Consider the following 24,981-nt stretch of genomic DNA (forward strand, 5'->3'; position numbering starts at 1 on the left):
TTAGCCGATGAGCGCATCATCGCCCTCACCCATGATCAACTGCTCGTCGCTGTCGGGGTAGAGCACCAGATAACTGCTCTGCTCCATCAGCGCAATGGTTTCGTCGTCCTCGGTCGCTGCGGCCTCGGTCTCGACCAGACTCAACTCGGCCTGGCTATCCTGACTCAGCTTGATGGTCGCGGAGACGTCGAGATCTTCCGCCATCTCCTCCGGCACGGTAATAGTCAGCTCCGCGACCTGCTCGACACTCGCCTGTGGCAGCGTCAGGACGCCGTCGACCCACTCGCCCCCGGAGGCGACCGCCTGCTCTGGCAGGCCTTCGATCTGCAGCGTGTTACCGGGGTTCAACGCCGTGTCTTCCGCCACATAGTGCAGGCCGAGTTCCTCTAAGCTTAGCTCAACCAGGCTCATCGCCGTGTTATCGGCGCTGTACTCGGCGAGATTCTCCACCACGTGCTGCAGCGCCTGCGCGGGTTCGACCGGCTGGAAGCCCTGTTCGAGCAACAACACATTCACCTCGTCCAGCGACAGCAGCGCCAAGTCGGCCTCGTTGAGGGCGAAGGCTTCCCGGGTCTCCGCCTCGATGACAATGCCATCGTCCGGCTGTTCGTTGCTATCGATGGACTGCAGGAAGACCGCCATCTTGGTCAGATAGTCACTGCTCGCCACAGCACCGTTGACGGGCTGCAAGTCGGTCAGGAAGATCGCCCGCCCCGGCACATTGGCCGCCAGTAACTCACCGATCACCACCGCACCGACGCTGAAGCGAATGGTATCGCGCTGCTCAAAGCTGATCATACCGTCGGCATCGGTAACACCGCTGAGGCCTGAGCTGGTCTGGTATTCTAGGCCAACTAAGATGTCATCGATCACCTGCGACACCTGCGTCGTTGCAGTGTCGTTAGAGGCGGTATTGGTCGCGGTGACGCTGGCACTGACCGTCGCCGTCACGTTGGCGGCGTGCTCCACCGTGAGCGAGCGGCTGACACCGGCAGTGACGGCAATATCAAAGTCACTGCCGGTGCTGGTGGCTAAGGTGCTATTACCTTCCAGTAAGACCACGCCGTTCGGGAAGCCGGAGAAGGTAACCGGCGATAACGTCTCGCTGCCGTCGTTGGTCGCCAAGTCAGCGGTGAGCGACAGGCTACGCGTCATCGTCACACTGGCGGCGGTATCATAGAGGACGCTCTCGATATTGTTGTAGATCAGGCTGCCACCGCCGCTAAAGGACACGGTGCCCGAGGTGGTGCCGCTGGCATTGACGCTGTTCACCACCGATGGATTCAACAGCAGCTTATCGCCGCCGCCGCCACCGCCATCAACCGAGAGGTTCTGTGCGCTACCCCAGCCCTGCACATAGACCAAGTCATTGCCTTCACCCATCGACACACTGCCGGCATTATTTTGCGTGCCGGTAATAATCACGTAGTCAGCGGCACCACTGCCCAATACCGTGTTATTCATTTGTATCACGCCATCATGGACGAGACTCAAGTTATCAATAACGATGCTGCCGACGGCAGACAGCTCCTCGGCGCCGAGAGTAAAGCTCAGCGTCGGTGCCTGAGCATCTTGATCGGGGTCGGGGTCGACCTCCGTCTCTATCACCGTGACGGTCAGCGTCCCAGTGGCACTATTAGTGTCGACCTCGCTGCTGTCGCTGTCGAGGTCTTGGTTATTGACCACCACCGTTAGCACGATGTCCCCCGAGTGGCTCACCGCCGGTGTCAGTGTCAGACCACTCAACTGCGCCGCCGTCAGCGTCCAGCTGCCGTCGCCGCCATCGGTACCGGCCGACAACACCGTATCCGCCGGCACGTTGAGCAGCGTAATATTATCAATGGATTCCGAGCCATCGGTATCGGCCAGGGTCGCGGTGATATCCAGCGCCACCGCCGAGCCAGCCGTCGCCGTCGCATTCGTCACTGACAGCAGTGGCGTATCCGCCACGGCTCGCACCTCGATCGTTGCCGTATCGGTCAGCACCGGATATTGCACATTATCGGTATTGACGGTGACGGTGAGATTAAAGTCGCCGTCTGTATTCGACGCCGGCGTCAGCGTCAGGCCGCTCAACTGTGCCTCCGTTAGCGAGTAAGAGCCGCCACCATTGTTCGTGCCCGCCGACAGCGTCGCCCCGGTAGGCACCCCCGTCAGCGTGATGCTCTGTATCGTGCCGGTCTCCGTGGAGCCCTGGCCAATCACAATATTAAGGCTCGCCGACGTGTCCTCGAACGTGCTCACCGCCCCCAGCGAGACCGACAAGCCGCCCTCACAGAGCGCCGTCACGGATACTGTCGCCTCAGCACTGGCCTGAGTGCCGCTCTCGCTGGCGATCGCCGTCACCAGCAGGTCATAGGCGCCGTTGAAACCATCGGCATGGGCAATCTCAAGGGCCGCCAGGTTGAAGCCGGTGAGCACTGCCTGGGCGACGCCATCGATCTCCTCGACAACGGTGCTCGCACCGCCGTCATCGATCACCGTGGAGCCGACCGGCAGATCGTAGAGCACCACTGTTAGCGTCTCCGAACCATCGACGTCGACCAGTGAGGCCTCGGCATTAAGGCCGTAGTTGGCACAGTTCTCGACCACCAACTGAGCGTCGGGCAGCACGTCGACCACAACCGTCGCAGAGGTCTGGTTAGTGCCGTCGGTAATCATCACCTCATAGCTATCGCGACCGATGAAGCCGCCAGTCGGCGTGTAGGTAAAGCTACCGTCACCGTTATCGACGACGCCACCGTTCGCACCCTGGGTGAAGGAGACAATACTCAAGGCATCATTCTCGGCATCGGTCGCGGCACTCAACACATTCTCTGAAGCGACACTGCCCTGGTCTTCGCGCATCGACAACAGCTGGTTTTCTACCGATGGTGCCCAGTTGGTCGGTGCCATCGACAGGGTGAAGTCAGTCCGCGCATTGTGGTTTTGAATACCGATAGAGCCATCGTTCAGCGCCTCACCGAAGTCATAGCTGGTCTTCAACACCCCGTTGACGACAATACTCGCCGTCGTTCCCACCACCTGCAGCGTCATCGGATTAGGGGTGCCGACGGCAATACTCTCAGGCACCTTGGTGTCCGTCGCCAGCTGTGTGTTCTCCACGCCGTTGATGAACTGATTAAACTCCCAGCACTGGGCGCCGACACGCATAAACGCCGCCTTATAGGTAGTGCTATCAACATAATCGAAGATGATCGCACCATTCTTATAGCTGCCAACCTCGATCGCCGTGACACTGGTCTCGAGGGTAAATGACTCGGCCAACGAGCCCTCAAACTGTACCAGTGAGGTCGCCCGTTTATCCGCCGTCGAGCCCGCCATATTGGTCGAGTTAACCGCGAAATCCTTGCCTTCGATCGTCCAAACATGGGTCTCTACCTGTACCGCATGTGGGTTACCATCGAACACCGAGGAGGAGAACTTAAAGTTATCGATACCGGAGAAGTTGACCACGGCGGTATTACCACCGCCGAGGTCGACCGTCGCCGTGCCGTTATTCTGCTTGATCAGCACGTCTTCGGAGACGTAGCTGGAGAAGTCGAGGGTATCGTTACCGCCGCCGGTGGCAATGGTGAAACTATCACCCGCCTCGAGGCTACCGAAGGCATAGGTATCATCACCGCTGCTGCCCACCACCCCATCGAGGTCGTAGTATTCGCCATCGAGGCCGTCGCTGATAATCTGGAACTCGTTGTCGGTCAGATCAATGGTGACTGGGTTGGCGCTCGCACTCATATTGAGCGTGCCGGTCACCGGAGCCGGAGGCTCATCGAGGCTGAAGAAGTCGACAATGTTCATCACTGGCTCATCGGCAATACCGCCCACATCGATAGTACCCGGCAGCGTCACGCTATTACCGTTATTATCGGTCACCGTCATGGTTAGCGGCATCTGGCCATCGAGATGCAGCGTCGGAAGGAAGCTATAGTCGCCGTCACCCACCGCATTAAAGGCACCGCGGGTGCCATCGCTGAGGGCAATGCTATCGATCGAGGCAACAGCGCTATCGACGTCGCTGGGGCTGATGGTCAGCGTGGCGTCCTCATCCACGCTGCTCGCGAACACCGGCAGCACGTTAACGTCGAAGGTCACCGCCGTCGAGTTGTTGGTCACTGTCGCGCTATCGGGATCAGTATCGGCACTCGTCGCCGTCAGGGTGAGGGTGTAGTTGGTCGCATCGCCGGGTGCCGAGGTGAAGGTCAACCCGGCCAACTGCGCCGCCGTCAGGATATAGCTACCATCACCCTGATCGACACCGGCCGACAGCGTCGCCCCTGCCGCCATGCCACTGACGGTGAAGCTCAACGCCTCGGAACCATCAAGGTCGTTCAGCGCGCCGCTCAAATCGAGGGCGATCGCCGTGTCGACCACACCCAGCACATCCGTTGCCGCCGCCGTCGGCGCATCGGCTACCGCATCAACCACCACCGCTGCCGTACCATTGTAGACCTGGCTCGCTGAGCCCTGAGTAAAGGTCACCGCCGTGGTCAGGGTGAAGTCGGTGCCGCTGTCATCCGGTGGCGTGATGGTCAAGCCGTCGAGCTCGGCCGCGGTCACCGTCCAGGTGCCGTCGTTGTTGTTAGTGCCCGCCGACAACACCGCACCGCTTGGCACGGCGCCAATGGTCACGCTGCTAATGGTCTCGGTACTATCGACACCGGTCAACGGTCCCAGCTCGAGATCGACGGCGGTATCCTCCGCTGTCGTGACCGCCGCCGTCAGTGGGTTGCCGTCGGCGCTCGGATCGAGCGGATCGACCGGGTCACTCGGGTCGACCGGATCGACCGGATTGGGGCCGTCAATGACCGGATCAATGGTCACCGTCAGTACCGTCGTCGTACTGCCGGTATCGACCTGAGCGCTGTCATCGGGATCGACGTCTTCATTGTGCACCGTCACCAACAAGACGATATTGGTAATGTGGCCCATCGCCGGAGTGATGGTCAGGCCGCTAATTTGTGCCGGCGTCAGGGTCCAACCACCCGCGCCATTATCCGTGCCCGCCGATAGCGTCGCATCCAGTGGCACGCCGCTGATGGTGTAGCCGGTAATCGACTCGGAGCCATCGTTATCATTCAAGCTGCCGCTGATGTCGAGGGCGATAGCGCTGTGCTCATCACCGGTCACATCGGTGGTCTGAATGTTCGGTGCGTCCGCCACGGCCGCTACCGCTACCACGGCACTGCCGGTGTATTGCTGGCTGATCTCGGTGCCGGCGATCTGCCCCTCGGTGAAGGTCACCGCGGTAGTGAGAGTGAAGTCATTACTGTCGTGCGCCGCGGGGGTAATCATCAAGCCATCTAGATCGGCCGCCGCGACAGTCCAGCTACCATCGTTGTTGTTACTGCCCGCCGAGAGCGTCGCCCCAGCCGGTACCGCACCGATGGTGACGCTGCTGATCGTCTCGCCGCTATCAACGGCGGTCAACGGCCCCAACTCGAGGTCGATCGCAACATCTTCGTTGGTGCTCACCGAGGCGGTCAGCGGGTCGCCATCGGCGCTTGGGTCCAGCGGATCGACGGGGTCAGTGGGGTCGACCGGGTCGACGGGATCCGGGCCATCAATATCGGCATCGATATCGATGGTAAAGGCGGTGCTATTGCTACTGTCGTCGAAGCTCGCGTCATCCGCATCGGTATCGCGGTTCAACGCCATCACCGTCACTGTGACACTGTCGTCGGCCCAGTTAGCCGGCGAGGTATAGGTCAAGCCGACCAGTTGCGCCGGCGTCAACTGCCAACTACCGTCGGCACTGAGCGTACCCGCCGACAGCGTCGACCCCGTAGGTAGGCCCTCGATGTTGTAACCGATAATCGCCTCAGAGCCGTCATTATCTGTCACTCCGCCGCTAATGGTCAGCGCGATCGCGGTATCCTCTTCGCCGCTGACATCGGCTGCGGTGACGGTAGGCGTATCGGCATCGACGGTGACGGTCACCGCCACACTGCCATTATAGGTTTGACTCTCGGCCCCCTGGGTAAAGGTCACCGCCGTGGTCAAGGTGAAGTCATCGGCGTCATCTGACGCGGGCGTGATGCTGAGGCCGTCGAGCTCGGCAGCACTCACCGTCCAAGTGAAGTCGTTGTTGTTGGTACCCGCCGACAGCGTGGCGCCGACCGGTACCGCGCCGATGGTGACACTGCTGATCGTCTCGCCACTGTCGATCGCCGTCAACGGCCCCAATTGAAGGTCGACCATCGTGTCTTCCGCCGTCGTGACCGCCGCCGTCAACGGGTTACCGTCGGCACTCGGGTTCAACGGATCAATCGGGTCAGTCGGATCAACCGGGTCGACCGGGTCTGGGCCATCGATCACCGGATCGAGGGTCACCGTCAGCGTCGTCGTCGCACTGCTGGTGTCAACCTGGCCGCTGTCGTCAGGATCGACATCCTCATTGTGCACGGTCACCGCCAAGACGATATTGGTAATATGCCCCAGGGCCGGGGTGATGGTCAGCCCAGTGACCTGCGCCGGTGTCAGCGTCCAGTTGCCGGCGCCATTATCGGTCCCCGCCGACAGCGTCGCATCCAGCGGCACGCCGCTGATGGTGTAGCCCGTGATCGACTCAGAGCCATCGGTATCGGCCAGGCTGCCACTGATGTCGAGGGCGATGGCGCTGTGCTCATCGCCGGTCACATCGGTGGTCTGGATCGTCGGCACATCGGCCACCGCCGCCACTGCGACAATGGCGCTGCCGGTGTACTCGTGGCTGATCTCGGTGCCGGCTATCTGCCCCTCGGTAAAGGTCACCGCCGTGGTCAGGGTAAAGTCATCGCTGACGTGGGCCGCCGGGGTAATGGTCAAGCCGTCGAGCTCCGCCGCCGTCACGGTCCAGCTACCGTCGTTGTTGTTGCTGCCCGCCGAGAGCGTCGCGCCCGTGGGCACGGCGCCGATGGTGACGCTGCCGATGGTCTCGCCGTCGTCGACGGTGGTCAGCGTGCCCAGCTCGAGGTCGATGGCGACATCCTCATCGGTACTCACCGAGGCGGTCAACGGATTGCCGTCGGCACTTGGGTTCAACGGGTCCACCGGATCACTTGGGTCGACCGGATCAACCGGATCGGGGCCATCGATGTCGGCATCAACATCGATGGTGAAGGTGGTGCTACCGCTGCTGGTGTCGACCGAGCTGTCGTCGGCATCGGTATCTTCGTTATAGGCCGTCACCGTCAGCGTGACGCTATCGTCGCCCCAGTTCTCCGGCGAGGTATAGCTCAGCCCTGCCGAACGCTGCTGTAATGTGATATCCCAGCTGCCGTCACCGTTGAGCGTCCCCTGCGACAGCGTCGCCCCCGTCGGCATGCCGGTGATGTTATAGCCGGTAATCGCCTCCGAACCGTCGGTATCGGTCACCACCGCCGCGATATTCAGCGCGATGGCGGTGTCCTCCTCACCGCTGACATCATCGGCGGTGACGGTGGGCGTGTCGGCATCAGCCGCGACCGCCACCACCACCGAACCGGTGAATGTTTTGCTCACCGCGCCCTCGGTAAACGTCACCGATGTGGTCAGGGTGAAGTCGTCGCCATCGTCGACCGGCGGCGTCACCGTCAGGTTATCAAGCTCAGCGGCGGTCACCGTCCAGGTACCGTCGCTATTATCGGTGCCCGCCGACAGCATCGCCCCTATTGGCACCGCTCCGATAGTGACCGGGCCGATGGTCTCGGCATTATCGATGGCGGTCAACGGCCCCAGTTGCAGGTCGACAGTGACGTCCTCCGTCGTCGCTACCGAGCCGGTCAGTGGGTTACCGTCGGCCCTTGGGTCGTCCGGATCGATCGGGTTCAGCGGATCAACCGGGTCGACCGGATCCGGCCCCTCGATCGTGACCGGTGGCACCGTCACCAACACGCCGGAGTGGGACAGCTCTGAAATCAACTGAGTATCGGGGTCGGTGTCCTTAATATAGGCCGTGACGGTGATCGATACCGGCTCGCTCAGGCTTTCATCGGGTATAAAGATCAGCCCATTGAGCTGGTCGACGGTCAGCGACCAGCGGCCATCCCCGAGGTTGTGTCCCGCCGACAGCGAAGACGCGAGCGGGATATCCGACAGAATCACCTCGCTGACTTGCTCGGAACCGTCAGTGTCGGCAAGGGCGACATCGATCTGCAGCGGAATCTGGCTCTGATCATTCACGTCACCCGAGGCCAGCGTCAGCGTCGGTTCATCCGCATCCGGGTCGACGTAGATGGTCAGCGTCGACTCCGTGAGTTTGGACAACACCACCCCAGTATCCGGGTCTGTATCCTGTGAATGCACACTGAGATTGAGGGTGAAATCACTGCTGCTGTGCAGCGGCGGCGTAATCATCATGGTATTGACGTCGGACCAGCTATTGGTCTCGGCCGTCAACTCCGCACCGCCGGGTATACCGCTGACACTCACCAGCGTCAGCGTTTCCGAGCCGTCGGTATCGAGCAGACCAATATCCATCTGCAGCGGGATGGTGTAATCCTCAAACAAGCGGGTAATATCCGTTTGCAGCAAGACATCATCCACCACCGCGTTGATCTCAACATCGACCGTGCCAGTGAACACCTCGCTGTTGCCACCCTGACTGATGGTCATCGACGTGGCCAACACGATATCCGCACTGCTGTCAGGGGATGGGGTGAAGATCAACCCCTCGACATCGGCCAGCGGCACCGTCCAGTTGCCGAAGCCATTATTGACACCGGCACTCAAGCTCGCCGTCAGCGGTACGTTGCTCACCGTTAACGCCGACATCGTCTCGCCGCTATCCATCAGCATCATCGGCCCCAGCTCGAGTGACGCCGTGGTGTCCTCGTCGAGGCTGATGCTGCTGCTAAGCGGTTCACCCAGTAGGCCATCAATGGTCGTGGCATCGCTGAAATTGACCGCTAAGCTGGCCTCGACATAACTGCTGCTCTGCTCGCCGCTATCGCTGTCCGTATCGGTGTTATTGAGCCGCACCGTCAGTACAAAATCGTCCTCATCATCGAGCGCCGGCTGCAGCATCAAACCGCTGAGCTCGGCCTCCGTCAAGCTGACGCTGCCATCGGCCTGCACGGTGCCCGCCGACAGCGTCGTGCCCGCCGGCAGCCCGGAGATGACAATATTGTCGATCACCTCGGAACCGTCGAGATCGAGCAGCGCCGGGGTAATCGTCAACGCCACCGGTTGATTCATCGGCGTCGCCACTTCGTTGACCGTCAGCAATGGCTGATCAGCCTCGGCGCGCACGTCGACCTCGACACTTTCCGTCAATAACAGGTAATCGGCATCGTCGGTGGTGACCTCAACAGTCAGCGTGAAGTTATCATCCTGGTGCTCGATCGGCGTCAGCGTGAGGCCAACCAACTCGGCCTCGGTCAGCGCCCAAGTGCCGCCACCGTTGTTGATGCCCGCCGACAACAGCACGCCATCCGGCACACCGCTGATGGTAATATCCTGTACCACCGCCGTCTCTTCTGAGCCCTTGGTGATCGTGATGTTTAACGCCATCACCGTATCTTCGACTTCGCTGATACTGCTGGCAGAGACCGACACACCGTGCTCACAGAGAGCCGTTATCGACAGCGTCGTCGACGCGGAGGCCTCGGTACCGCTCTCGCTGGCGACGGCGCTGACTAACAGGTCGTAACTGCCATAGAAGCCATCGGGGTGGGCCACCTCTAAGCTGGTCAAATCGAAGCCGGTCAACAGGGCCTGGGTGACACCATCAATCAAGCTCACCTCGACCGTCAAGGAACCGTCAGTGACCGTCGAACCGACGGGCAGATCGAGCAACATGATCGACAGGGTTTCCGAGCCATCGATGTCGACCAATACCGCCTCGGCATTGAGACCATAGTCGGCGCAGTGCTCAACAATCAGCGCCGCATCCGGCAGCACGTCGACCACCACCGTCGCCACCGACGCGTTGAAGCCATCGCTGATGGTCACCTGATAGCTATCGCGACCGAGGAAGCCTCCCGTCGGCGTGTAGGTAAAGGTGCCGTCGCCGTTATCGACCACCACCCCATTACTGCCCTGAGTAAACGACTGCACCGTGAGCACGTCACTCTCGGCATCCGTCGCCGTGGTAATAATGTTATCGGAGTCGATGCTGCCCTGGTCGACGCGCATCGACTGCTGCTGATCGACCAGCGACGGCGCCCAATTTGACGGTGCCATCGAGACGGTAAAGTCCGACTTGGCATAGTGGTTCTGGATACCGATCGAGCCGTCGTTGAGCAATTCACCGAAGTCGTAGGCTGTCTTCAACACGCCGCCGACCACGATCGATGCGACGCTGCCATTGACCATTAACGTCATCGGGTTCGGCGTACCGACGGCAATCGATTCCGAGACAAAGGTATCGTCGATCACATCCTGATTCTCAACCCCATTCTCGAACTGATTAAACTCCCAGCCCTGCTTACCGACGCGCATATAAGCGGCTTTGTAGTTATTGATATCGACATAATCGAAGATGATGGCGCCGTTTTTATTGGCCCCTGCGTTATAGGCGGTGACCGTGGTATCCAGTTGGAAGGACTCCGCCAAGGTGCCGGCAAAGCCGATCAGCGCCGTCGCTCGAGTCGTGTTACCACCATTGATCGAGTTGACCTCGAAGCTCTTGCCCTCGAACTCCCACTCCTGGGTCTGCACCGCCAGGGTATGCGGATTACCATCAAACACGGCAGACGAGAAACTAAACAGGTCGATGTCGGTGAAGTTCACCGTCGCGCTCTCGCCACCGCCGAGATCGATGGTCGCGACGCCCGCCCCTTGATCAACGGCGACCTGCTCGGAGACATAGGCCGAGAAGTCAAGGGTGTCGTTGCCACCGCCGCTGTCGATGGTAAAACTATCACCATCCGCTAGCTGCCCGAAGGCGTAGATATCGTCACCGGCGCTGCCGATCACCCCATCCAGGTCGTAGTACTCGCCCTCGATGCCGTCGGTGATGATCTGGAACTCATTGTCCGTCAGATCGATGTTAATGGGGGTGGCGCTGCCACTCATGTCGAGGGTGCCGCCGACCGCCTCAGGAGGCTCTTCGAGACTGAAGAAGTCGATGATGTTGACCAGCGGTTGATCGGCAATACCGGCGACGCTTACCAGCCCCGGCACGTCCAGCTGATTACCGTGGTTGTCGGTGATGGTGGCGGTAAAGCTCATCTCACCGTCGAGGTGCAGTGTTGGCTCGAAGCTAAAACTGCCATCGCCGAGGGCTGTAACGGTGGCTTGGCTAGCGTCATCCAGCACCATCGCATCAATTGTCACCACCTCGGTATCGATATCGGCGATCGCAATAGTGAGTATATTGTCCTCGTCAATGTTAGCGCTGATGGGCGGCACCACGTTGACATCGAATTCGGCGACACCGCTGGCCGTCGTCGTCAGCGTCGATTCGGCATCGGTATCTTCGCTCTCAGCCGTCAGCGTCAAGGTGTAGTTGCCGCTATCCGCCGGCGCCGAGGTAAAGCTCAAGCCCACCAGCTGAGCCGCCGTCAACGTGTAGCTGCCATCGCCGAGATCGGTACCGGCCGACAGCGTCGCGCCGTCAGGCAAGCCGCTCAAGGTCAGCGCGCTGAGCAGTTCACTGCCATCCAGGTCGACCAGCGCCGCCGTCAAATTAAGCGCGATCGGCGTATCGACCAGGCCGAGGGCATGATCTGCCGTCACCGTCGGCGCATCGGCCACCGCCTCTACCGCCAACACAAAACTGCTCTGTGTCTGCAGCTGACTGGTCGAGCTGTCATCGCCATCCTGGTCCTCAGTGGTCACCGTTACCGTCAACGTATGGTCGGTGCTATCGTGCGCCACCGGCGTCAGCGTCAAGCCCACCAAGTCGGCAGCGGTGAGGCTCCATTCGCCACCGCCCAAGTCGCTGCCGGCGGATAGTTGCGCACCAACAGGAACGTTCGACAATACAATGGCGGTCACCGTCTCGCCGCTGCCCGCGGTCACTGCCACCGAGATATCCAGCGCAATGGCGCTGTCCTCGCTACCGCTGACATCGTTGGCGACAATCACCGCCGGATCGGCGACATCGTTGACCACTACCGTCAACGTATCGCTCAACTCTGCCTGCGACACCAGACCACTGTCGCCATCGATATCGTCGACAAACGCCGTCACTGTCAGCACAAAATCATCGCTGCTGTGCAGCGGGGGGGTGATGGTTAAAGCGGCCAGATCCGCCGCCGTCAGCTCCCAAACACCGTTACCACGGTCGACACCGGCGCTAAACTGCGCCCCCGTAGGCACCCCGGCAAACTCAAGATAGGCAATGTTCTCCGAACCGTCGCTATCGATCACATCGGCACTGATCGTCAGCGCTATCGCCGTATCCTCATCGCCCTCGGCATCGGCGACGGTCAATACCGGTAAGTCGGCAACAGGGTCGACGTAGACGGTGTGGGTCAATATCTGCTGCACCTCGCTGGTCAGCAGCGTGTCCGGGTCGGTATCAGTCAGGGTAAACTCGAGGCTCAAGACAAAATCATCGCTGCTGTGCTGTGGCGGCATGATCTCCAAGTCTTGCCAGTCGGCGGCGGTCAGCGTCCACACCCCGCCACCATCATCACTGCCCGCCGATAGCGCCGCCCCCGCAGGCACACCGCTGATCGTCACCGCACTCATCGCCTCCGAGCCATCGAGGTCATCGAGCGACACCGCCACCTGCAACGGAATCGCGTAGTCTTCAAATAACCGCGTGATCTCGCCCTCGATAGCCAAGCTATCGACCAGGGCGTTGACTTCGACGTCGAGCGTCGCCGACGCCTGGGCCGTCGTCACCACGCCACTCTCGGCATCGGTATCGGCGCTGGTCACCAGCACTGACAGAGTAAAGTCATGGCTATCGTGTTGCGCCGGGGTGATGGTCAGGCCACTCAACTGGGCCTCGGTTAAGCTCCAGGTGTTATTACCGTTGTCGACACCGGCCGATAGCGTTGCTCCCACCGGCACGTCGCCGATCAGGATCGATTGAATCGTCTCCGAGCCATCGTCGTCGACCAGCGTCGGGGTGATGCTCAGGGCGATCGCCGTGTCCTCGTCACCGCTCGCCGCCGCCGTCGTCAAGCCCGGCTGATCGGCCACCGCATCGACAGTAATGGGGATCACCCCCACCTCGGTATTGTTATCCACAACGCCGGTATCCGGGTCGGTATCCCGTGTCATCTCGCCGTAGATCAACACCACATCGCTACTGTCATGTAACACCGGCATATAGGTCAGCCCAACCAGATCGTCAGCCTCCAGCGTGATGGTGCCGTCGAGCTCCACCTGACCCGCAGACAGGGTCGCTCCGACCGGCATGTTCGACACCATGACAATAAACAACGATTCCGAGCCGTCTTGATCGGGCAGTAAGTTTTCTAAGTTCAGTGCGATCGCCGTATCTTCATCGCCTTGGCTGGCGCTCACCTGCAGCGCCGGCTCGGCCACCGCCAGCACTTCGACGGTAAAGCTGGTCGTGGCACTGATGTGGCTGACCAGGCCAGACTCTGGGTCGACATCTTCCACCGCCACCGTCGCATCGAGGGTGAAGTCGGTACTGTCGTGCGCAGCGGCGGTCACCGTTAAGCCGCTCAGGTCCGCGCAATTGACCAGCCAAACACCCTCGCCATAATCGACACCGGCGGAGAAGCTGGCACCGAGGGGCAGGCCTTCGAAGCGGATACTAGTAATCGACTCCGAGGTGTCGGTATCGACGAGGGTCGCCGTCATATCGATGCTGATCGGCTCATCTTCGTTGCCGCTAATATCGTTCGCTACCAGTACCGGTAGGTCGGCGACGGGATTCACCTCAACCACGTACTGCGCCGTCGTGGTCGACTGGCTGATGACACCGCTCTCCGGGTCCTGATCCTGGTGGGTCAGCGTCAGCTCTAAGGTGAAATCGCTGCTGTCGTGCGGTACTGGCATCAGCGTCAACGTCGCCAGATCAGCGGCCAACACGGTGACCGTGTCATCGCCGTTGACCGTACCATGGCTGAATACCGCGCCAGCCGGCACATTGTCGAAGGTAATGCTGACGATGCTCTCGGAGCCATCTTGATCGGTGAGCAGCGTCGCCAAGTCGAAGCTCAGTGCCGTGTCCTCATCGATCTCGGCCTGGGCGTCGGCGAGCGTCGCCGGATCCACCACGGCGGCAACCTGCACATCGATGGTACCGAGCGCCTCGGCGGTACTGACGACACCGGTGTCAGGATCGGTATCGGCGACGGTGGCCAACACCGACAGGGTAAAGTCGCTGCTGTCGTGCAACGGCGGTGTAATCGTCAAGCCGCTCAACTCGAGCGCCGTCAGCGTCCAGCTGTTGTTGCCATTGTCCACCCCCGCCGACAGCGTCGCCCCGACGGGGACCCCGCTGATTAACACCGACTGCAGAGCCTCGGAACCGTCGGCATCGACCAGCGACGGCATCACATCGATGCCGATCGCGGTATCCTCATCGCCCATCGAGATCGCCGCCAACATCATCGGCGCATCGGCCACGGCGTCCACCTGCACCACGAAGTCCAGCACCGTCACCGACATGTTCCCGATCAGCCCTTCGGGGTCGATATCATCGCTAAACACTTCCACACTGAGACTGACATCGTTACTGTCGTGGGGTGCCGGTGTATAGGTTAGGCCTTCCAGTTCGGCGAGGGTCAACAACACGTTACCGCCTGCATCGGGTATTCCGGCCGACAACGAAGCCATGCTCGGCACGCCGCTGATGACAATACTGCTGAAGCTTTCCGAGCCGTCGGCGTCGGGCTGACTGATACTGAGGTTGAGCGGGATCGCCGTATCCTCGTCGCCCCGCGCCGCCACGGTAATCGTCACAGGCTCCACCAGCGGCAACACTTCCACGACAAAACTGATGCTGTCGCTGGCCTGGCTGACGAGCCCGGACTCGGGGTCGACATCCTCTACCAGGGCGGTCGCGGTCAACGTGAAGTCGTTGCTATCGTGTGCCGGTGACTGCAGCGTTAGGGTGGCCAGGTCGTCGGCGTTGACCAACCACACACCGGCGCCCTGATCGACGCCGGCAGAGAGCGTAGCACCGTCCGGCATGCCCTCGAAACGCACACCGCTAACACTCTCCGAGCCATCGAGATCGGCGAGGTTCATCGTCATATCGATGCTGATCGGCTCATCTTCATTGCCGCTGATATCGTTCGCCGTCAGCAGTGGCAGGTCGGCCACCGGGTTCACCTCGACCACATACTGCGCCGTGCTGGTAGTCTCGGTGATGACACCGCTATCGGGATCTTCGTCCTGATGAGTGAGCGTCAGCTCGAGGGTGAAATTGCTGCTGTCGTGGGGCGTCGGCATCAACGTCAGCGCCTCAAGATCGGCCGCCAATACCGTCACGGTGTCATCGGCGTTGACGGTACCATGGCTGAATACCGCGCCAACGGGCACATTAGCAAAGGTAATGCTGACGACGCTCTCGGAGCCATCTTGATCGGTGAGCAGCGTCGCGAAATCAAAACTCAACGCCGTGTCTTCATCAATCTCGGCATGGCCGTCGGCGAGGCTCGCCGGATCAACCACGGCGGTGACCTGTACCTCGATAGTCGCCAACACCTCGGCAGTACTGACGACACCCGTCTCAGGGTCGGTATCGGCAGTCGCCGCTACCACAGACAGAGTAAAGTCGTTACTGTCGTGCAGTGGCGGCGTAATCGTCAGGCCCGCAAAGTCTGCGCTGGCCACCGTCCAGGTATTGTTGCCATTATCGATGCCGGCTGATAGCGTCGCTCCCACCGGAACATCGGCAATCAGCACCGACTGTATCGTCTCGGAGCCATCGGTATCGACCAGCGCCGGCGCGATATCGAGGGCGATAGCCGTGTCCTCATCGCCCAGCGACAGTGCCGCCAACATCAGTGCCGCGTCGGCCACCGCATCCACCTGCACCACGACCTCTTGGCTGCTGGTATTAACACTATTGCCGACGCCGTCCAAATCAACATCCTGCGTCGTCACTTCAACGGTGAGGGTGATGTCACTGCTATCGTGCAGCGTCGGTGTGTAGGTCAGCCCCACCAACTCCGCCAGTGTCAGCGTATAGTCGCCGCTGCCATCGACGCTACCCGCCGATAGCGAGGCGGTCGCCGGGACACCGCTGATGACAATACTCGTGATCGTCTCTGAGCTATCGGCGTCAGGCTGGCTGACCGCTAAGTTGAGGGCGATCGCCGTGTCCTCGTCACCCCGCGCCGCCGCCGTGATCACCGCCACCTCGGCCACCGGCAACACCTGCACGGCAAAGCTGATGCTGTCGCTGGCGTGGCTGGTGAGGCCGGAATCGGGATCGGTATCCTCCACCAAGGCGGTGGCGGTAAGGGTGAAATCGTCGCTATCATGAGCCGCTGCCTGCAGCGTCAAACCCACCAAATCACTAGCATTAACCAGCCACACGCCGGCGCCATAGTCGACCCCGGCGGAGAAGCTAGCCCCCTCTGGCATGCCCTCAAAGCGCACGGCGGTAATCGCCTCTGAGCCATCGACATCGGCTAAGCTCGCGGTCAACTCGACCGCGATCGGCAGGTCCTCGTTGCCGCTGATGTCGTTGGCAGTCAGTATTGGCAGATCGGCAATCGGGTTCACTTCGACGTGGTACTGAGCAGTCGTCCACGTCGAGGTGCTAATGATGCCACTGTCGGGGTCTTGATCTTGATGAGTCAACGCCATCTCGAGCGTAAAGTCCGTACTGTCGTGCGGCGGCGGCGTCAGCGTGAGTACATCAAGGTCGTCGATACCGACGGTGACACTACCGTCCGCGTTGACCGTGCCTTTGTTGAACGTCGCCCCGCTGGGCACATTCTCAAAGGTGATGCTCACGAGACTCTCAGAGCCGTCGGTGTCCACCAGCATACCCGCAAGATCAAACGTCAGCGCAATGGCGCTATCCTCATCACCTTCAACATAGCCATTGGCGAAATTGGGTACGTCGAGAATCGCATTGACCACCACCAACAGCGTGCCGGCGGTCTCGGCAGTAGTGACAACGCCGGTCTCAGCATCGGTGTCGGCACTAGTGACCACCACCGTCAAGGTGAAATCATGGCTGTCACGCAACGGCGGCTCAATCTCCAGCCCGACCAGCTCAGCCTCGGTCAGCGTCCAGGTGTTGTTACCGTTATCGATCCCCGCCGACAGTGTGGCCCCATCCGGCACAGCGCCAATCAAGATCGATTGAATCACCTCCGAGCCATCGGTGTCGATCAGCGACGGTGTGATCGTCAACGGGATGTAATCGTCTTCTTCACCCGCCGTCGGCGCCGTCACCAAGCCCGGCTGATCGGCGATGGCATCCACCTCGACGATAACCTGCTGGCTGGTCACCCGGCTGTCGCTACCCGACTCGGGGTCGGTGTCCACGCTAGTGACCTCGACCGTCAGCGTCACATCGGTGCCATCGTGGAGGATCGGGGTATAGGTCAATCCCTCCAGCTCGGCGAGGGTCAAGGTGTAGTCACCACTGCCATCGACACTGCCCGCCGATAGCGTGGCACCAGACGGCACGCCCTTGATCACAATAGATGAGATCACCTCCGAGCCATCGGCATCGGGCTGGCTCACCTCGAGATTGAGCGCGATCGCGGTATCCTCATCGCCCCGCGCCGCTGCCGTAATCACCGCCTCCTCGGCGACAGCCCACACCTCGACATCGAAGTTCGCGATGCTGGAGGCGTGGCTCACCACCCCGGAATCGGGGTCAATATCCTCGACCAGTACCGTCGCGCTGAGGCTAAAATCATCACTGCTGTGTGCCGCCGGCAGGATGGTCAAGCCACCCAAATCAGCACCGTTGACCAACCACGTGCCCTCGCCGTAGTCGACACCCGCGGAGAAGCTCGCGCCGCTGGGCACGTCCTCGAAACGCACCGCCGTGATCGACTCCGAACCATCCAAATCAAACAGCGCGGCGATCAAATCAACACTGATCGGGCTGTCCTCATTCCCGCCGACACTGTCACTAATGCCGACCAACGGCAGGTCGGCGACCGGGTTCACCTCGACCACATACTGCGCCGTACTGGTGGTCTCGGTGATCAGGCCGGTATCGGGGTCCTCGTCCTGGTGGGTGAGCGTCAGGTCGAGGGTGAAGTCCGTACTGTCATGGACAGGCGGCATCAGTGTCAGTGTCGCCAGGTCGGCCGCCTCGACGGTGATGCTATTCTCGGCCGTGGCGCTGCCGTGACTAAACACCGCGCCATCAGGCACGTTATCGAAGGTGATGCTAACCAGCGTCTCCGAGCCGTCCTGATCCGTCAGCAGCGTCTCGAGATTGAAGCTCAGCGCGGTATCTTCATCGATCTCGGCAAAGCCGTCGGTGAGCGTCGCCGGGTCGACCACCGCCGCCACCTGCACCTCGAGACTCGATAGCGTCTCAGCGGTACTCACTAGGCCCGTCTCCGGATCGGTATCGACACTGGTCACCAACAGCGACAGGGTGAAGTCGTTACTGTCGTGTAGCGGTGGCGTAATGGTCAAACCGCTGAGCTCGGCGGCGGTCAGCGTCCAGCTATTGTTGCCGTTGTCGACCCCGGCCGACAGTGTCGCGCCGGCAGGGACGTCACCGATCAACACCGATTGAATCAGCTCGGAACCGTCCTCGTCGACCACGGCAACGGTCAACGGAAGATCAATGACTGCGTCTTCATCACCGGCGGCAACCCCAGGCAGCGCCGTCGGCGCATCGGCGACTGCATCCACCTGCACCACGACCTGCTGGCTGCTGGTATTGACGCTATTGCCGACGCCGTCCAAATCGACGTCCTGCGTCGTCACCTCGACGGTGAGGGTGATGTCACTGCTATCATGCAGCGTCGGCGTGTAGGTCAGCCCCACCAGCTCCGCCAACGTCAGCGTATAGTCGCCGCTGCCATCGACGCTGCCCGCCGACAGCGAGGCGGTCGCTGGCACACCGCTGATGACGATGCTGGTGATCGTTTCTGAGCTGTCGGCGTCGGGCTGGCTGACCACTAGGTTGAGGGCGACCGCCGTATCCTCGTCCCCCCGCGCCGCCGCCGTGATCACCGCGACCTCGGCCACCGGCAACACCTGCACGGCAAAGCTGATGCTGTCGCTGGCGTGGCTAGTCAGCCCGGAATCTGGGTCGGTATCATCGACCAGCGCTGTCGCGGTGAGGGTGAAATCGTCGCTATCATGAGCCGCCGCCTGCAGCGTCAAGCCCGCCAAGTCGGCGACGTTGACCAGCCATACGCCCTCACCGTAGTCGACACCGGCGGAGAAGCTGGCGCCGGCCGGCATGCCCTCGAAGCGCACGGCGGTAATCGCCTCGGAGCCATCGACATCAGCTAGGCTCGCCGTCAGTTCGACCGCGATCGGCAAGTCCTCGTTACCGCTAATATCATTCGCCGTCAGCACGGGCAGGTCGGCAATCGGATTGACCTCAATATGGTACTGCGCCGTGCTGGTGGTCTCGGTGATGACACCGCTATCGGGGTCTTCATCTTGATGGGTCAGCGTCAGGTCGAGGGTGAAGTCTGTGCTGTCGTGCAGCGTCGGTGTCAACGTCAGCGCCTCAAGGTCGGCGGCGAGCACCGTCACCGTATCATCGGCGTTAACCGTACCGTGGCTGAATACCGCGCCAGCGGGGACGTTCGCGAAGGTGATGCTGACGACACTCTCGGAGCCATCCTGATCGGCGAACAGTGTCTCGAAGTCGAAGCTCAGCGCCGTATCCTCATCGATCTCGGCATGGCCATCGGCGAGCCCCAGCGGATCGACCACGGCGTTGACTGCCACCTCGATGGTGCCATGGCTAGCCGCGGTACTGACGACACCGGTCTCGGGATCGGTATCGGCACTGGTCACCTGCAGCGACAGAATAAAATCATGACTGTCGTGCAGTGGTGGCGTAATGGTCAGGTCACTGAGCTCCGCCGTGGTCAGCGTCCAGCTGTTATTGCCGTTATCGATTCCAGCCGACAATACCGCGCCGGCGGGGACATCGCCGATCAGTATCGACTGAATCACCTCCGAGCCATCGACATCGACTAAGGCGCTAGTCACGGCGATCGGGATGGCGCTATCTTCATCGCCAATGCTGAGGACGTTCGGCAGCTGTGGCGCATCGGCGACCGCATCGACCTGGACCACAATCTCCTGCTCGGTCATCTTGACGTAGCCCATCACCCCCTCGGGGTCGATGTCGTCGGTCATCACCTTGACGGTGAGGGTGATATCGCCGCTATCGTGCAGTGTTGGCGTGTAGGTGAGGCCCACCAGCTCCGCCGGCGTCAACGTATAGTCGCCGTCACCATCGACGCTGCCCGCCGACAGCGAGGCACCGCTCGGTACGCCGCTGATAACAATGCTATCGATCGTCTCCGAGCCATCGGCATCGGGCTGACTGACGACTAGATTCAACGCTATCGCTGTGTCTTCATCGCCCCGTGCCGCCGCGGTAATCACCGCCACCTCGGCCACCGGCAACACCTCGACCGCGAAGCTGATGCTGTCGCTAGCATGGCTAGTCAGCCCGGAATCGGGGTCGGTATCCTCCACTAGAGCCGTCGCGGTCAAGCTGAAGTCGCTGCTATCGTGCAGCGGCGCCTGCAGAGTCAGATCAGCCAGGTCGGCAACGTTGACCAGCCATACGCCGGCGCCATAGTCGACACCGGCGGAGAAGCTGGCGCCCTCGGGCATGCCCTCGAAACGCACGCCGGTAATCGATTCCGAGCCGTCGACATCGACTAAGCTGGCGGTCAGATCGAGGCTAATCGGCGTGTCTTCGTCGCCGCTGATATCGTTAGCCGTCAACACCGGTAAATCGGCGATCGGGTTAACCTCGACGTGATACTGCGCCGTACTGGTGGTCTCGGTGATCAGACCGCTATTCGGGTCCTCGTCCTGATGAGTCAGCGTCAGGTCCAGCGTAAAATCGCTGCTGTCGTGCAGCGTCGGCGTCAGCGTCAGCGCCTCAAGGTCGGCGGCCAGTACCGTCACCGTATCATCGGCGTTGACGGTACCGTGGCTGAACACCGCGCCAACGGGCACGTTAGCGAAGGTAATACTGACAACGCTCTCGGAGCCATCTTGATCGGTCAGTAGCGTCTCGAAGTCGAAACTCAGCGCCATGTCTTCATCGATCTCGGCCTGACCGTCGGCGAGGCTCGCCGGGTCGACCACGGCGTTGACCTCAACGGAGATCAGCGCCGTCGCCTCTGCCGTCGTCGTCGCCCCGGTCTCTGGATCGGTATCGAGGGTTGTCACCAATACCAGCATCTCAAAGTCATGGCTGTCGTGCAGCGGCGGCGTAATCGTCAGTCCGGCGAGGTCATCGGTGGTCAGCGTCCAGGTGTTGTTGCCGTTATCGACACCCGCCGACAACACCGCTCCTGTAGGTACGTCGCTGATCAATAAGGACTGCACAACCTCAGAGCCATCACCGTCGACGAGGCCGAAGGCGGCACCAATCTCAATCGCGGTATCTTCATCGCCGAGGGTGAAATGCGCCCCCACCATCGGCTCATCGGCCACCGCATCGACCTCGACAACGATCGCTTGCTCAGTGATTTTGGCGTAGCCCATCAACCCCTCGGGATCGAGATCGGTGGTGAACACCTCGACGGTCAACGTCACATCATTGCTATCGTGTAACACCGGCGTATAGGTCAACCCCGCCAGCTCCGCTGGTGTCAGCGTATAATTACCGTCGCCATCCACCGTACCCGCCGACAACAAGCCGCCACTCGGTACACCGCTGATGACGATACTATCGATGCTCTCCGAACCGTCGGCATCGGGCTGAGTCACCGCCAAGTTCAACGCAATGGCCGTATCCTCATCGCCCCGTGCCGCCGACGTGATCAGCACCGCCTCTGCCACCGGCAGTACCTGCACCGCAAAGCTGATGCTGTCACTGGCGTGGCTAGTGAGGCCGGAATCCGGATCGGTATCCTCCACTAGCGCCGTCGCCGTCAAACTGAAGTCGCTACTATCGTGCAGCGGTGCCTGCAGCGTCAAACCCGCCAAGTCCGCAACGTTGACCAGCCACACACCCTCGCCATAATCGACACCGGCAGAGAAGCTGGCGCCCTCGGGCATCCCCTCGAAACGCACGGTGGTAATCGACTCCGAGCCATCGACATCGGCTAGGCTAGCAGTCAGATCGAGGCTAATCGGCGTGTCTTCATCGCCGCTGATGTCATTGGCCGTCAACACCGGTAAATCGGCGATCGGGTTCACCTCGACATGGTACTGCGCCGTACTGGTGGTCTCGGTGATCAGGCCGCTGTCGGGGTCCTCGTCCTGATGGGTCAGCGTCAGGTCGAGGGTAAAATCGGTGCTGTCGTGCAGCGTCGGCGTCAGCGTCAGCGCCTCAAGATCGGCGGCCAGCACCGTCACCGTGTCATCGGCGTTAACGGTGCCGTGGCTGAACACCGCGCCAACAGGCACGTTAGCAAAGGTGATGCTGACGACGCTCTCGGAACCATCTTGATCGGCCAACAGCGTCTCGAAGTCGAAGCTCAGCGCCGTGTCTTCATCAATCTCAGCCTGACCGTCGACGAGAGTCGCCGGGTCGACTACTGCCGCCACCTGAACCTCGAGGCTGGATAGCGATTCGGCAGTACTAACAAGACCTGTCTCCGGATCAGTGTCGACACTGGTCACCAACAGCGACAAGGTAAAATCGTTACTGTCATGCAGCGGCGGCGTAATGGTCAGGCCGCTGAGCTCGGCGGCGGTCAGCGTCCAGCTGTTGTTGCCGTTGTCGATCCCGGCCGACAATATCGCGCCAGCGGGGACATCACCGATCAACACCGACTGAATCAGCTCGGAACCGTCCTCGTCAACCACGGCAACGATCAACGGGATATCGATGGCAGCATCCTCATCGCCGACCGCCACCCCCGGCACCACGGTCGGCGCGTCGGCCACCGCATCCACCTGCAGCACGATGTCTTGACTGCTGGTATTGACACTACTGCCGATGCCGTCGAGATCGACATCCTGCGTCGTCACCTCGACGGTGAGGGTGATGTCACTACTGTCGTGCAGCGTCGGCGTGTAGGTCAGTCCCACCAGCTCCGCCAGCGTCAGCGTGTAGTCGCCGCTGCCATCGACGCTGCCCGCCGACAGCGAGGCGGTCGCCGGCACGCCGCTGATGACGATGCTAGTGATCGTCTCTGAGCTGTCGGCGTCGGGCTGACTAATCGCTAGATTGAGGGCGATCGCCGTGTCCTCATCGCCCCGTGCCGCCGCCGTGATCACCGCGACCTCGGCCATCGGCAATACCTGCACGGCAAAGCTGATGCTGTCGCTAGCATGGCTGGTGAGGCCGGAGTCGGGATCAGTATCATCGACCAGCGCTGTCGCGGTGAGGGTGAAGTCATCGCTATCATGCAGCGGCGCCTGCAACGTCAAGCCCGCTAAGTCCGCAACGTTGACCAACCACACACCCTCGCCGTAGTCGACACCGGCGGAAAAGCTGGCACCCTCGGGCATGCCCTCAAAACGAACCGTGGTAATCGCCTCCGAGCCATCAACATCGGCCAAGCTCGCCGTTAACTCAACCGCGATCGGCAAGTCCTCATTGCCGCTGATATCGTTGGCGCTGAGCAGCGGCAGGTCGGCGATCGGATTGACCTCGACATGGTACTGCGACGTGCTGGTGGTCTCAGTGATCAGGCCGCTGTCGGGATCCTCATCCTGATGGGTCAACGTCAGGTCGAGGGTAAAATCGGTGCTGTCGTGCAGCGTCGGCGTCAGCGTTAACCCCTCAAGATCGGCCGCCAACACCGTCACCGTATCATCGGCGTTGACGGTGCCGTGGCTGAATACCGCGCCAGCGGGGACGTTAGCAAAGGTGATACTAACAACGCTTTCAGAGCCATCTTGATCGATCAATAGCGCCTCGAAGTCGAAGCTCAGCGCCGTATCTTCGTCAATCTCGGCCTGACCGTCGACGAGCCCCCCCGGGTCGACCACGGCGTTGACCTCAACGGAAATCAGCGCGGTGCTCTCGGCGGTGGTGATGGCCCCCGTCTCCGGATCGGTATCGGTGCTGGTAACCAATACCGGTAACTGGAAATCACGACTGTCATGAAGCGGTGGCGTAATCGTCAGCCCGACGAGGTCATCGGTGGTCAGCGTCCAAGTATTATTGCCGTTATCTACCCCGGCCGACAGCACCGCCCCAACAGGCACCTCGGTGATCAACACCGACTCGATGACCTCCGAGCCATCCTCATCGACCACGGCGAACAGCGGTGTAATATCGATGGCAGTATCCTCGTCACCGACCGCAAAATCTGCCCCCACCATCGGCTCATCGGCGACGGCATCGACCTGCAGCACAAACTCCTGCACCGTTATCCGAGTGGAACCCACCTCGCCTTCTGGGTCGGTATCCGTGGTGCCGACCTCAACCGTCAGCGTGACGTCGGTACTATCGTGCAGCACCGGGGTATACATCAGCCCCGTCAGCTCGGCCAGTGTCAGCGTGTAGTTGCCACTGCCATCGACACTGCCCGCCGACAGCGATGCGCCGCTCGGCACACCGCTGATGACGATGCTGTCGATGACCTCGGAGCCATCAGCATCGGGCTGGCTGATCTCGAGGTTGACGGCGATCGCCGTGTCCTCGTCGCCTCGCGCCGCCATGCTGATCAGCGCCTGTTCCGCCACCGGCAACACCTGCACGGCAAAGCTGATGCTGTCACTGGCGTGGCTGGTGAGACCCGAGTCGGGGTCGGTATCCTCGACCAAGGCGGTCGCAGTCAAGGTGAAATCATCGCTATCGTGCAGTGGCGCCTGCAATGTCAGATCAGCCAGGTCGGCGGCGTTGACCAGCCACACCCCCTCGCCATAGTCGACACCGGCAGAGAAGCTGGCACCCTCGGGCATGCCTTCAAAACGCACCGCGGTAATCGCCTCGGAGCCGTCGACATCGGCTAGGCTCGCCGTCAGCTCGATCGCGATCGGCAAGTCCTCGTTGCCGCTGATGTCGTTGGCGCTGAGCAGCGGCAGGTCGGCGATCGGATT

The 24,981-nt window shown here is 61.2% G+C and carries 1 protein-coding gene (running past one end of the window); it reads right to left on the minus strand.

Annotated elements, in window-relative coordinates; all coding sequences use genetic code 11:
* A protein-coding gene (locus EDC56_RS12195; protein WP_123712773.1) for a tandem-95 repeat protein crosses the window boundary here: on the minus strand, positions 1-24,981 show its 3' portion. The gene runs 3,003 nt beyond the window's last position; only the last 24,981 of its 27,984 coding nucleotides appear in the window; its start codon lies off the right edge, out of view — the gene reads right to left on this strand; the stop codon is at positions 1-3.

Origin of the sequence: Sinobacterium caligoides, from assembly GCF_003752585.1 — a bacterium.
GTDB lineage: Bacteria > Pseudomonadota > Gammaproteobacteria > Pseudomonadales > Sinobacteriaceae > Sinobacterium > Sinobacterium caligoides.